The following is a 12,488-nucleotide window of genomic DNA, read 5'->3' on the forward strand; positions in this document are numbered from 1 at the left end:
GCTCAGCTCACCGAGCGCCCGGGCGTGCATCGCCCCGATACCGCCCATCCCGATGATCCCCACGCCGAGAGGAGCACCGTCGTCCTCGGTCCCGTCACTCGGTCGCATGGCTCGCGCCGAGCAGCTCCCGCAGCCGCTCGGCCGCCGCGGTGAACCGCGGGTCGGCGAGCGTCGGCCCGTACTCGCGGCGGTCGGGCAGCCCCGGTTCGAGGGTCTCCACGATCCGGCCCGGCCGCGGGCTCATGACGACGATCCGGCTGCCCAGGTACACCGCCTCCGGCACGGAGTGGGTCACCAGCACCACCGTGGTGCCGGTCTCGCGCCAGATGCGGTTCATCTCGATGTTCATCTGCTCGCGCGTCAGGGCGTCGAGCGCGCCGAACGGCTCGTCCATGAGCAGCACGCGCGGCTCGTGCAGCAGGGCGCGGCACAGCGCGACGCGCTGCTGCATGCCGCCCGACAGCTCGTGCGGCAGGGCCCGCTCGAACCCCGTCAGGCCGGTGAGCTCGATGAGGTGGTCCGCGCGCTCCTCCGCCCGACGCCGGTCCATGCCCCGCATCTCGGCCTGGAGCAGGATGTTCTTGCGCACGCCCCGCCACTCCAGCAGGGCCGAGCGCTGGAAGGCGAAGCCGATCTCGCGCTGCGGCCCGGTGACCGGCTGCCCGTACAGGCGCACGTCGCCGTCCGTGGCCAGGGTCAGCCCCGCGATGATCTTGAGCAGCGTCGACTTGCCGCAGCCCGACGGCCCCGCGATCGTGACGAACTCCCCGGGCCGCACCGCGAGCGACACGTCGTCGAGCGCGACGGTCTCGGACCGCTTGGACGTGAAGCGGCGCGTGAGGTGCGTGACCTCGATGATCGGCTCGGCCTCGGCGGGCCGCGCGGCCGCGCCGGGCCCGGTCGTGGGACCGGTCGTGGGACCGGTCGTCGCGGTCACAGGTCCTCCCCGAAGGTCGCGTCCCAGTACGCTTCCGGCGTGGGCTCGCCCTCGAACTCCGTGTTCTCCGTCAGGAACGTGAGCGTGTCCGTCCACTGCTGCTCGGTGTTCACGCCGGGCGCGGGGGCGGCCTCCAGGTTGAGCAGGCCGATCGTCGCCTCGAGCTGCGCCGCGAGCACCTCCTCGTCCGGCGCCTGCTCCGCGTCGGCGGCCATCGCGGCCACGGCGGCGTCTTGGTCCTCCGACGCCGCGAGGAACGACTTCGACGTCGCCCGCACCATCGCCTGGACCAGCTCGGGGTCGCTCTCGATGGTCGCCTCGTTCGCGAGGAGGCCGGTGCCGAGCATGTTCATGCCGAACTCCGCGAACGGCAGGGCGGAGACCTCCTTGCCGGTCTGGTTCTCGATGGTCGCCGCCTGGTCGTGGTAGAAGCCCTGGATGGCGTCGACCTTGCCCTCGATCAGCGCCGCGATCTTGCCCGCGGCGTCGACGTTGACCACCGTGACGTCGTCCGGGTTCACGCCGTTGATCTCCAGCCACGCCGGGAAGGTGCCGTACATGGCGTCGCCGGGCGTGCCGCCGACCGTCTTGCCCACGAGATCGGCGGGCTTGGTGATGCCCTGGTCGTCGAAGAACTCGACGGAGCTGGGGCCGGTCTGCAGGAAGACGCCGACGCTGCGCACGGGCATGCCGGAGCTGATCCCGTTCGCCAGCGGCGGGGTGTCCGCCCATCCGAAGTCGGTGTTGCGCTGCGCGACCTGCTGCACCGTGTTGCCGGACCCGTTGCCCGGCTGGATCGTCAGGTCGATCCCCTCGTCCTCGAAGATGCCCTCCGCCACGCCGTAGTAGAACGGCGCGTGCTCGCCGTACGGCACCCAGTTGAGCGTCACCGTGACCTCGGTCAGGCCCTCGGCGTTCTGCTCGCCCGACCCGCCGCCGGCGGTCTGCCCGCAGGCCGCGACCATCGCCAGGGCGACGCCGCCCACGGCCAGCGACATCATGGTCTTGCGGGCACGGGTCCTGGCGTCACGCTTCTTGTCGTCATGCTTCGCTGCACCACGCATGGGAGAGCCTTTCTGGTCGGGCCGCCACGGCGGCGGCAGGAAGAACGAGAGGGTGCGGGCGCCGGACGGCGTCGGACGGTCGGTGTCGGACAGCCGGTGTCAGACGGTCGCGAGCGCGAGGTTCCCGCGCCGCGAGGCGTGCCACGGGATGAGGAGGCGTTCGAGCACCTCGACCAGCACGAAGAGGACCACGCCGATGAGCGACATGAGGATCAGGTCGGCGAACAGCAGCGGCGCGTCGAGGTTGCCGCTGGCGAGCAGGAGCACGTACCCGAGGCCGCGGTCGGCGCCCACGAACTCGCCGACGACGGCGCCCACGACCGCCAGCGTGACCGCGACCTTGAGGCCGGACATGAGCTGCGGGAGGGCCCCGGGGAAGCGGATCTTGCGGAAGGTCTTCCACCGCGACGCGCCCATCGTCGCGGACATCTCCAGCAGCTCCGGGTCGACCGAGCGCAGGCCGGCCACGGCCGAGACGACGACGGGGAAGAAGGCGATGAGGACGGCCAGGACGATCTTCGGCGTCATCCCGAACCCGAACCAGACCACCAGGATCGGGGCGATGGCGATCTTGGGGATGACCTGGGCGAAGAGGATCAGCGGGTACAGCGACTTCTCCGCCGTCTTGGAGTAGACCAGCAGCACGGCCGCCGCGACGCCGATCACGGCCGCGAGCACGAACCCGACGATCGTCTCCAGCGTGGTCACCCACGTGTGCTCCAGCAGCATCGTCCACTCGGCGACCATGGTCTCCGCGACGGCGCCGGGCGAGGGCACCAGGTAGGCCGGGACCAGCTCGCGCCAGGCCACGAACCACCAGAGCGCGAAGAGCGCGAGCAGCACCGCGACCGGCCGCCACGACTCCGCGAGCAGCGTGAGCGCCCGGGTCCCGAGCGGCGTCCCGCCGGACGGCGGCGTCGTCGGCCGGGACCTGGGCCCGCCCGAGGAAGAGGTCGTGGGGCGGGCGTCCTGGGTGGTCACCATGGCGTGATCCTCCATAGTTCGCTCTTTCCGTTTCGTCGCACGGGGTCGACGTCGACACCCGTGGGGCAGCGGGTCAGGGCACCCCGGACGTCGTCGTGCGGGAGGTGCCGGTCGGTAGAGCAGGTCAGCGGCCCCGGCCTGTGGGGCTGCTCGTCATCGGGGACACTATGAGCCGCGCCCGGGCCGGACAACGAGTTGCCACTTGTTGCCCCGCCGCGGCGCGCCTCCGGCGGACGGCGGTTGCCACCGGGGCGCGGGGCGGCCGTGGGTCAGGCGGCCGTCAGGCGCCGCCCGGGTCGGCGACGGCGTCCGTGCCGGCCTCGGCGACGACCTCGGTGACGGCGTCCGTCACGGCCTCCAGGTCGACCGCCACCGACCGGAAGCCCGCGGACCGCACGGCCCGCAGCACCTCCCCGCGCAGGGGCTCCGCCGCCAGGCTCGCGAGGTCGGCGTGCGGGGCCTCGAGCCGCGCCAGGTCGCCGTGGTGCCGCACGCGGATCTCCTCCAGGCCGAGCCGCCGGAGCTCGCTCTCCGCGGCCTCGACCTGGACCGCGTCGTCCGCCACGTGGTCGTCGGGCACCGCGAGCGGGTCGGTAGGCAGGGTCATGCCGTCATTCGAGGGGGCCGCGCCCGGGGCGGTCAAGGTGTTGCCACCTCTTGCCGGGCGCGCAAGGACGTGCCGCACCCGGGGTGGTCCACGGCAAATGGTTGCCGTGGCCGTCGGCTCGACGTACGCTCCCCGCGCATGGGCGAAACTGGCGAAACAGGGAGCTCTCGGAACAGACCGACCATCTACGACGTCGCCAGGGTTGCCGGCGTCGCGCCCTCGACCGTGTCGCGGGCGTTCTCCCGGCCGGGGCGCGTCAACGCGGACACGGCGGACCGCATCCGGCGCGTCGCGCACGAGCTCGGCTACCGGACCAGCCCCATCGGGCGCGGCCTGCCGGACGCCCGGACCGCGCTGCTCGCGATCGTCGTGGCCGACCTGACCAACCCGTTCTTCTTCGAGATCATCCGCAGCGCCGAGAAGACCGCCATCGACTCCGGGTACACGCTGCTGGTGGTGGACGCGCACGAGTCGAGCGGGGCGGAGCGCCGCGCCCTGGAGCGCACGCTGCCCCTGGTCGAGGGGGTCGTCCTCGCCACGTCACGGCTCTCGGACGCGGCGATCCGCGCCGTGGCCAAGCAGCGGCCGACGGTCGTGATGAACCGGGTGGTCACGGACGTGCCGAGCGTGGTGACCGACAACGCCCAGGGGATGCGGCGCGCCGTCGAGCACCTGGCGGGCCTCGGGCACGTCCGGCTGACGTACCTGGCCGGGCCCGAGGCGTCCTGGGCCGACGGCATGCGCTGGCGCGCCTTCCGTGAGGCGACCCAGGAGCTCGGCCTGCGGGCGTGGCGCCTCGGGCCGTTCGCGCCGACGCTCGCCGGCGGACTCTCCGCCGCCCAGGCCCTGACCACCCACTCCGCGACCGCGACCGTCGCCTACAACGACCTCGTCGCGATCGGCACGATGCGCGGGCTGACGCGGCTCGGGGTCGAGATTCCCCGCGACCTGAGCGTCGTCGGGTTCGACAACATCTTCGGCTCCGACTTCTGCACCCCGCCGCTGACGACGGTCGCCTCTCCCCTGCGCCACTTCGGGACGTTCGCCGTCCAGCGCCTGCTGAACCAGCTGCGTGCGCCGTCGTCCGGCCTGTCGGCCACGGCGTCGTCCGGGCTGTCGGCCCCGGCGCTGCTCCCGGCCAAGCTCGTCGAGCGCGGCTCGACCGCCCGCCGCGCCTGACCCGGGCGCCGCCGCCTCAGTTGGACACGCGTTCACCAGGCGATCCGCGGCCGTGACCGGACCCGTCACGGTCCCGGATCGCCTGGTGAACGCTTGTCCACCTCCACCTCCACCTCCCCAGCCACCTCCCCAGCGCACACTGCCGCGCGGCGACGTCGTGGGTGCGCACCGCGAGGGGCAACAAGTGGCAACTCGTTGTCCGGGGTTACCGCTCACCGCATAGTGACGTGGCGTAGGCACGGTCCCAGCCAGGCAAGGTCCTCGATGGAGAGGCAAGGCCCATGGAACGTAGATCGACCCACCGCACCCTCGCCGCGATGCTCGGCGTGCTCGTGCTGCCGCTCACGGTGCTCCCGGCGGCAGCCCAGCCGGCCGCCCAGTCGGCCGCCGAGCCGGCAGCGCAGGCCACGGCACAGGCGGCCACCGACCCCACCCGGCCCCAGGAGCCCGGCGTCACCCTGCGGGTGTTCGACGTCCAGGTCCCGCTGGACGACTACTGCACGCTCAAGCCGGGCCAGACGCCGAACGTCGACAAGCTGATGCCGACGATCGACTGGACCACGGCGGCCGACTTCGGCCTCGCCGACCGGTTCGTCACCGAGGTCAGCGGCTACCTGAACGTCCCGGCCGCCGGCACCTACGACTTCCGGGTCACCAGCGACGACGGCGCGCGGCTGCTGCTCGACGAGACGCTGGTCGTGGACCACCCCGGCAAGCACGGGGCGACGCCGAAGGACGGGTCGGCGGCCCTGGAGGCGGGGTACCACGCCCTGCGCATCGACCACTTCGACGGCGACTTCGACCAGCGCCTGAAGCTGGAGTGGCGCCCGCCGGGCGCCTCCGGCTTCGTGCTGGTGCCGAGCTCGGTGCTGAGCACCGACGCCGAGGTCACGCGCGTCACCTCGCCGGGCCGCAAGGTCTGCGAGGGGGTCGATGAGGCGCCGGGCGACGGCCTGCCCCTGACCGAGGTGCACCCCGACTACACGCTCACCAACCTGCGCCCGGACGGCTTCGAGCCGCAGGTCACCGGCATGGACTGGCTGCCCGACGGCCGCATGGCCATCGCTACGTGGGGCGGCGACCGCGAGACGGTGCTCGGCGAGGTCTACATCGTCGAGAACGTGACCGGCGACGGCGGCGCCGACGACGTCACGTACACGAAGATCGCCGAGGAGCTCCAGGAGCCGATGGGGCTCAAGGTCGTGGACGGCCGCATCTACGTCTCCGAGAAGCACGGGCTGACCGAGCTCATCGACACCGACGGCGACGAGGTCACCGACGAGTACCGCTCGGTCGCGACCTGGCCGTTCGGCGGCAACTACCACGAGTTCGCGTTCGGCCTGCTGTACGAGGACGGCTACTTCTACGTCTCCACGGGCATCGCCATGGTGCCCGGCGGCGCGACGCGCGACCCGCAGCTCGTCGAGAACCGCGGCTCGGTGCTGAAGATCGACGAGGACACCGGCAACGTCGAGTACCTGGCGGGCGGCCTGCGCACCCCGAACGGCCTCGGCTTCGGGGCCGACGGCGGCATGTACGTCACCGACAACCAGGGCATGCACGTGCCGACGTCGAAGCTGGTCCGCGTCGAGGAGGGCGCGTTCTACAACCACTACACCAACCCGGACGGCCCCTACGACGACCAGCCGGTGACCGAGCCCGTGGTGTGGATGCCGCACGGCGAGATCTCCAACTCGCCCAGCAACCCCGTCATCCTGACCGAGGGCGTGTTCGCCGGGCAGATGGCGATCGGCGACGTGACCTACGGCGGGCTGCAGCGCGTGTACCTGGAGGACGTCGCCGGCCAGGAGCAGGGCGCCGTGTTCCGCATGACGCAGGGGCTGGAGTCCGGCGTGAGCAGGACGAGCGTCGGCCCGGACGGCTCGATCTACGTGGGCGGCATCGGCTGGTCGGGCAACTGGGGCCAGGCGGGCAAGCTCGGCTACGGCCTGCAGAAGCTCACCTTCGACGAGAACCGGGCGTTCGACATGCTCGAGATGCGCGCGATCGACGGCGGCTTCGAGATCGAGTACACGCAGCCCCTGTCGGCCGAGACCGCCGAGAACCTGGCGGACAAGTACGAGGCGGCGCAGTGGCGCTACGTCTCCACGCCGCAGTACGGCGGGCCGAAGGTCGACGAGGAGGACCTCGACGTCACCTCGGCGACGCTCTCGGCGGACCGCAAGACGGTGACCCTGGCGATCGACGGGCTGAAGCCCGGCCGGGTCGTGAACGTGCACTCCCCGCGGCCGTTCGCCTCGGAGACCGGCGCGGAGCTGTGGAGCACCGAGGCCTGGTACACGATGAACCGCCTGCCGGACGGCAGCACTCCGCCGCCCGTCTACGAGGCCGAGGCCGCCGACATCTCCGGCGGGGCCGGCTGGAACACCAACCACGCCGGGTACTCGGGCGCCGGGTTCGTGGACCGCAACTGGGAGCCCGGCGCGCGCACCACGTTCGCCGTCGAGGCCGACGAGGCGGGCCCGCACGACCTGGCCCTGCGCTACGCCAACGGCCAGAACTCCGACCCCAGCCCCCTGCCGCGGTCGATGAGCCTGTACGTCAACGGCGTCAAGCAGAAGCAGGTCTGGCTCGACAGCACCGTGAGCTGGTCGACCTGGAAGACGCAGACCGAGACGATCCAGCTCCGGAAGGGCGCGAACACCGTCGCCTACGCGTACGACGCCGACGACGTGGGGCACGTGAACCTCGACAGCCTCACCGTCACCCCCACCGAACGCATCACGCTGTTCGACGGCGGCGACCTCGACGCCTGGGAGAAGGCGAGCGGCGGGCCCGCGACGTGGCCGGTCGCGGACGGCACGCTGGAGTCCTTCGGCGGCGACATCCGCACCAAGGAGACGTTCGGCGACTTCCGGATGCACGCCGAGTGGTACCAGCCCCAGCACGCCGACGACGTCACCGGGCAGGCCCGCGGCAACAGCGGCATCTACATCCAGGAGCGGTACGAGGTGCAGGTGCTGGAGTCCTTCGGCATCGACCCGCCGGCCACGAACGACGCCGGCTCGATCTACCTGAAGAAGGCCCCGGACGTGAACGTCGCGACCGCGATGGGCACGTGGCAGACGTACGACCTCGTGTTCCGCGCCGCCCGGTTCGACGCCGCCGGGACCAAGACCGAGGACGCCCGTCTCTCGCTCTGGTGGAACGGGCAGCTCGTGCACGACGACGTGGCGATCGACGGCAAGACCGGCAACGGCCGGGCGGAGGGACCCGCCCCCGGCCACATCAAGCTCCAGGACCACGGGGACGCCGGCCTGAACCCGCGGTTCCGCAACGTCTGGATCGAGCGCCTGGCCGAGCAGGAGGACACCAGGCAGGGCCTGACGTCGGGGGTCTCGGCGCGGCTGACCCCGCCGAGGGTCACGGCGGGCGACGAGACGCTGGCCCTGGTCACGGTGCCCGGTGCGAAGGGCCGCCCGGCGCCGACGGGGACCGTCCGGGTCACCGTCGGGGACACGCCGGTCAAGGCCGCGCTCGGCCGCGGCCCCGCCCGGCTCCGGCTCCCCACCGCCGGGCTGGCGGCCGGCGTGCACTCGGTGACCGTCGAGTACCTGGGCGACACCGTCTACCGGCGGAGCACGACGACGGTCTACCTGACCGTCCGCTGACCTGGTCCCGCGCTGATCTGTCCCGCGCTGATCTGTCCCTCGAAGGAGAGGTACGTCTGATGGAACGTTCTACCCGCACGTCACCCCACACCCGCACCGCACGACCCTGGCTCGCCGCCGCCGTGGTCGCCACCCTGGCCCTGCCGGTCCTGGCCGCACCGGCCGGAGCCGCCGAGACCGGCGCGCCCGCCGGGACCAGCGCCTGCGCCTACGGCTACACCAGCCAGGCCACCGTCTGGTTCGGCGCCGACGCCGACTCCGGCGTGCCCAACCGCGAGACCCCCGCCGGCTGCACCGTGATGGACGAGATCATGGCCGACGCCCCGTTCGCGACGCACGGCGCGTTCGTCCGCACCGTCTCCTCCGTGACCAAGGGCCTCGTCCGCGAACGGACCCTCACCGCCCGCGAGCGCCGGGACGTCGTCCGTGCCGCCGCCGCGTCGGAGGTGGGCAGGCCGCACCCGGTCACGGGCCAGCGGTCCGTCGACCTGTCCGCGATCGGCCTGGTGGGCTACACGGTCCGCGCGACCATGCCCAGCGACGCCGAAGGGACGCTCGCGGCGCTGGCCGAGTGCGGCTTCCAGAACATCGAGCCGTCGGGCAGCGCCGGCAACTTCTACGGCTACTCCGCTGCGGGGCTGGCGCCGCTCACGGACGCGGCGGGGCTGGAGGTGCCGTCGCTCGGGGTGAGCCTGTCGAACCTGCAGAACGACGTCGACCTGGTGGCGGCCGAGGCGCACACGATCGGGGCGAAGTACGTGCGCATCTCGGGCTCAGGCTCGTGGACGCTGGCGGACTACTCGCGGACGGCCGCGATCCTCAACGAGGCGGGCGAGGCTCTGGCCGCCGAGGGCATCCGGGTCGCGTACCACAACCACGGGTTCGAGTTCGAGACCCAGGAGGACGGGGTCACGGGCTACGACGTCCTGGTCCGGGAGACGAACCCGGCGTTCGTCACGATGGAGCTCGACGTGTACTGGGCCGCCAGCACGGACACCGCCGCCACCGACCTGTTCGCGCGCTACCCGGGCCGGTTCGAGCTGCTGCACCTCAAGGACATCGCCGAGGACGGCTCTTTCGCCGACGTCGGCGCGGGCACCATCGACTTCGCCGAGATCTTCGCCGCGGCGCCGCTCGCCGGGGTCCGGTACGGCTTCACCGAGAACGACCAGCCGTCCCCGGACGGCGTGACGTCCGCGTGCACCAGCCTCGGCTACCTCGCCGAGCTGCGCTACTGAGCCACAGCCCGCACCATCCGACCCAGCACGAGGGAGTGTTGATGTCCGCACCGCACCGCCGGGCACACCGCCGGGCACTGGCCGCGACGACCGGTCTGGTCGTCGCGCTCGGTGCCCTGGTCCCCGCCAGCACCGCCGCCACCGCCCACGACGCCCACGACGCACCCGCCGGCTCCGACCATGCCGAGGCCACCGCGTTCGACAAGGTCCCCCTGGTCACGGAGGGCCTCGCCGACCCGTTCGAGCTCGACGTGGCCGACGACGGCCGCGTCGTCTACATCCAGCGCACCGGCCAGGTGATCGTGCTGGAGCAGGAGACCCTGCGCCAGACCACGGCCCTGGACCTGGACTACTCGCTCGACCTGCTCACCCAGTCCGACGGCCTGCTGGGCCTGACGCTGGACCCGGACTTCACCGAGAACGGGTGGCTGTACCTGCTCTGGAGCGACCCCGACGTCGCGAAGATGAACCTCTCGCGGTTCACGATGGGGCCGGACGACACCATCGACCCGGCGTCGGAGAAGCGGCTGCTCGACTACACCATCTGGCGCGGCGAGGGCCGCGCCAACTCGCACATGGCCGGCTCGCTCGCCATGGGGCCCGACGGCGACCTGTACGTGGCCACGGGCGACAACTCCGACCCGTTCGACCAGGCGGGCTACGCGCCGATCGACGAGCGCCCGGGCCGGCGCGGCTGGGACGCGCAGGGCACCTCCGCCAACACGAACGACCTGCGCGGCAAGGTGCTGCGCATCACCCCCGAGGACGACGGCACGTACTCGGTCCCGGACGGCAACCTGTTCGCGCCGGGCACGGCGGACACCCGCCCGGAGATCTACGGGATGGGCTTCCGCAACCCGTTCCGCATCACGGTCGACCCCGGCACCGGCGCGGTGCTCATCGGCGACTACGGGCCCGACGCCCGGGTGGCCAACCCGCTGCGCGGCCCCGACGGCCAGGTCGAGTTCATCCGGATGACCGAGCCGGGCAACCACGGCTGGCCATACTGCCACGCCGACAACCAGGCATACATCGACTACGACTTCGCCACCGGCGCCTCGGGCGCGGCGTTCGACTGCGCGAACCCGGTCAACGACTCCCCCAACAACACGGGCCTGCGCGAGCTCCCGCCGTCGCAGCTGCCGCTCGTCTGGTACGGCTACGGGGTCTCGGAGGAGTTCCCCGAGCTCGGCTCCGGCGGTGCGGCCCCCATGGGCGGCCCGGTCTACCGCTTCGACCCGGAGCTCGACGTCAAGACGAAGTTCCCGGAAAGCTTCGACGGGCACTGGTTCGTCTCCGAGTACGCCCGCAACTACTACAAGGTGCTCTCGCTCGACGAGGCCACCGGCGAGCTCGCCTCGATCGACCCGTTCCTGGAGGGCGAGACGTTCGTCGCCCCGTTCGAGGCCGAGTTCGGCCCTGACGGCTCGCTCTACATCATCGACTTCGGCCGCGGCTCGGGCGCGGGCCGCGGGAGCAGCAACACCGACGCCGGCATCTACCGCGTCGACTACGCGGCCGACGGCCGGCGACCCCTCTCCCGGTTCGCGGCCGACGTCGACTCCGGCCACGAACCGCTGACCGTCGCCTTCGACGGCGCCGCCAGCGAGAGCCCCGACGGGCTGGAGATCACCTACGCGTGGGACTTCGAGAACGACGGCGTCGTCGACTCCACCGAGCCCGACCCCACGCACACCTACACCGAGCGCGGCCAGTTCAGCGCCCGCCTGACGGTCACGGACAGCGAAGGCTTCACCGGCGTCTCCGTGCAGAAGATCACGGTGGGCAACACCCGGCCGGACGTCTCCTTCGCGGCGCCGTACCACGGCGGGTTCGCCGAGCTCGGCGACACCGTCCCGTACGCCGTCGACGTGGCCGACGTCGAGGACGGCTCGACCGAGGCGGGCACCATCGACTGCGAGCAGGTCACGGTGAACACCCAGCTCGGCCACGACTCCCACGCGCACCCCCTGGACAACTACACCGGGTGCTCCGGGTCCGTGTTCCTCGACCCCGCGGACCACGGCGTGGGGCAGAACGTCTACCCCGTGCTCGGGGCGGGCTACGAGGACCTGGGCGCGGACGGCGTCCCGGCCCTGGCCGGCCAGGACACGGCCCGGCTGCAGGTGCGCGACAAGGAGGCCGAGTTCTACGTCGACAGCTCCGGCGTCACGGTGGCGGACGGCGCCGACGCCCGCGGCGGGCGCCTGGTGACCGACGTCGACCACGGCGACTGGATCGCGTTCGGCCCGGTCGACCTGCGCGGCATCGACGCCCTGACGGTGGGCGCCGTCCGCGGCGCCGCCGACACGACCGTCGAGGTGCGCGCCGGCAGCCCGACCGGGCGCAAGCTCGGCCAGGTCCAGGTCGCCAGGGCAACCGGGGCCGGGCAGGTCGTCTCGCCCACGATCGACCTCCCGGACCAGCAGGGGGCCACGACGCTCTACCTCGTCGCGAAGAGCAAGCGCCAGCCCGCCGACGGCGCGAACCTCGGTCTCGACTGGCTCGTCTTCCACGGGCGCGGCGTCGCCGACGACACCGCCCCGGTCGTGACGGCGGAGGCCAGCCGCCAGGGTGGACGAGCGGCCCTCTCGGTGGACCTGTCCGGGTCCGCCGTGGCACCCGAGGGGCGCGAGATCGTCTCCTACCGGTGGGACCTGGGCGACGGGACCACCGCGGACGGGCAGGCCGTCACGCACGTCTACGAGAACCCGGGCCGGTACACGGCGCGGCTGATCGCGACGGACAGCGAGGGCACCCGGGACTGGACGACGGTCGAGCTGACGGTCCGGGGCTGAGCCCGCAGGCGGCACAGGCCGGGGCGGGGCCCCCCCCCCGGGGGCCGGC

8 protein-coding genes are annotated in these 12,488 nt (G+C 72.5%); 4 read left to right on the forward strand and 4 right to left on the reverse strand.

Going from position 1 to position 12,488, the window contains the following annotated elements:
- Positions 1-94: 94 nt before the first annotated feature.
- The 4 genes from ACFWEJ_RS20485 to ACFWEJ_RS20500 form a co-directional block, all read right to left on the reverse strand.
- Positions 95-937 carry an ABC transporter ATP-binding protein gene (locus ACFWEJ_RS20485; RefSeq protein ID WP_377231037.1) on the reverse strand — a complete coding sequence of 281 codons (843 nt, stop codon included), beginning with the start codon at positions 935-937 and terminating at the stop codon, positions 95-97.
- On the reverse strand, positions 934-2,001 hold the full coding sequence (locus tag ACFWEJ_RS20490; RefSeq protein ID WP_377231038.1) for an ABC transporter substrate-binding protein: 1,068 nt from the start codon (positions 1,999-2,001) through the stop codon (positions 934-936). The genes ACFWEJ_RS20485 and ACFWEJ_RS20490 overlap by 4 nt, the downstream gene beginning before the upstream one ends.
- Before the next feature lie 99 nt (positions 2,002-2,100).
- On the reverse strand, positions 2,101-2,985 hold the full coding sequence (locus ACFWEJ_RS20495) for an ABC transporter permease (protein ID WP_377231039.1): 885 nt from the start codon (positions 2,983-2,985) through the stop codon (positions 2,101-2,103).
- Positions 2,986-3,265: 280 nt separating this feature from the next.
- On the reverse strand, positions 3,266-3,592 hold the full coding sequence (locus ACFWEJ_RS20500; RefSeq protein ID WP_377231040.1) for a hypothetical protein: 327 nt from the start codon (positions 3,590-3,592) through the stop codon (positions 3,266-3,268).
- A gap of 138 nt (positions 3,593-3,730) precedes the next feature.
- On the opposite strand from ACFWEJ_RS20500, the gene ACFWEJ_RS20505 reads away from it, so the two are divergent.
- The 4 genes from ACFWEJ_RS20505 to ACFWEJ_RS20520 all read left to right on the forward strand — a co-directional run bounded on the left by ACFWEJ_RS20505 (position 3,731) and on the right by ACFWEJ_RS20520 (position 12,439).
- Positions 3,731-4,771, forward strand: a complete 1,041-nt coding sequence (locus tag ACFWEJ_RS20505; RefSeq protein ID WP_377231041.1) for a LacI family DNA-binding transcriptional regulator — start codon at positions 3,731-3,733, stop codon at positions 4,769-4,771.
- Between the two features lie 281 nt (positions 4,772-5,052).
- Complete coding sequence (locus tag ACFWEJ_RS20510; protein ID WP_377231042.1) at positions 5,053-8,403, forward strand: family 16 glycoside hydrolase; 3,351 nt, start codon at positions 5,053-5,055, stop codon at positions 8,401-8,403.
- Between the two features lie 59 nt (positions 8,404-8,462).
- A complete protein-coding gene (locus ACFWEJ_RS20515) occupies positions 8,463-9,641 on the forward strand; it encodes a sugar phosphate isomerase/epimerase family protein (RefSeq protein WP_377231043.1) in 1,179 nt (392 codons plus the stop codon).
- Positions 9,642-9,682: 41 nt separating this feature from the next.
- A complete protein-coding gene (locus ACFWEJ_RS20520) occupies positions 9,683-12,439 on the forward strand; it encodes a PKD domain-containing protein (protein ID WP_377231044.1) in 2,757 nt (918 codons plus the stop codon).
- The last annotated feature ends 49 nt before the right edge of the window (positions 12,440-12,488 follow it).

The sequence above is a fragment of the Promicromonospora sp. NPDC060204 genome, assembly GCF_042728455.1.
Lineage (GTDB): Bacteria > Actinomycetota > Actinomycetes > Actinomycetales > Cellulomonadaceae > Promicromonospora.

Excerpts from the sequence above, each read along its gene's own strand:
- ACFWEJ_RS20495 (WP_377231039.1), bottom strand. The coding sequence starts at position 2,985 with ATGGTGACCACCCAGGACGCCCGCCCCACGACCTCTTCCTCGGGCGGG.
- ACFWEJ_RS20490 (WP_377231038.1), bottom strand. The coding sequence starts at position 2,001 with ATGCGTGGTGCAGCGAAGCATGACGACAAGAAGCGTGACGCCAGGACC.
- ACFWEJ_RS20500 (WP_377231040.1), bottom strand. The coding sequence starts at position 3,592 with ATGACCCTGCCTACCGACCCGCTCGCGGTGCCCGACGACCACGTGGCG.
- ACFWEJ_RS20515 (WP_377231043.1), top strand. The coding sequence starts at position 8,463 with ATGGAACGTTCTACCCGCACGTCACCCCACACCCGCACCGCACGACCC.
- ACFWEJ_RS20520 (WP_377231044.1), top strand. The coding sequence starts at position 9,683 with ATGTCCGCACCGCACCGCCGGGCACACCGCCGGGCACTGGCCGCGACG.
- ACFWEJ_RS20510 (WP_377231042.1), top strand. The coding sequence starts at position 5,053 with ATGGAACGTAGATCGACCCACCGCACCCTCGCCGCGATGCTCGGCGTG.
- ACFWEJ_RS20505 (WP_377231041.1), top strand. The coding sequence starts at position 3,731 with ATGGGCGAAACTGGCGAAACAGGGAGCTCTCGGAACAGACCGACCATC.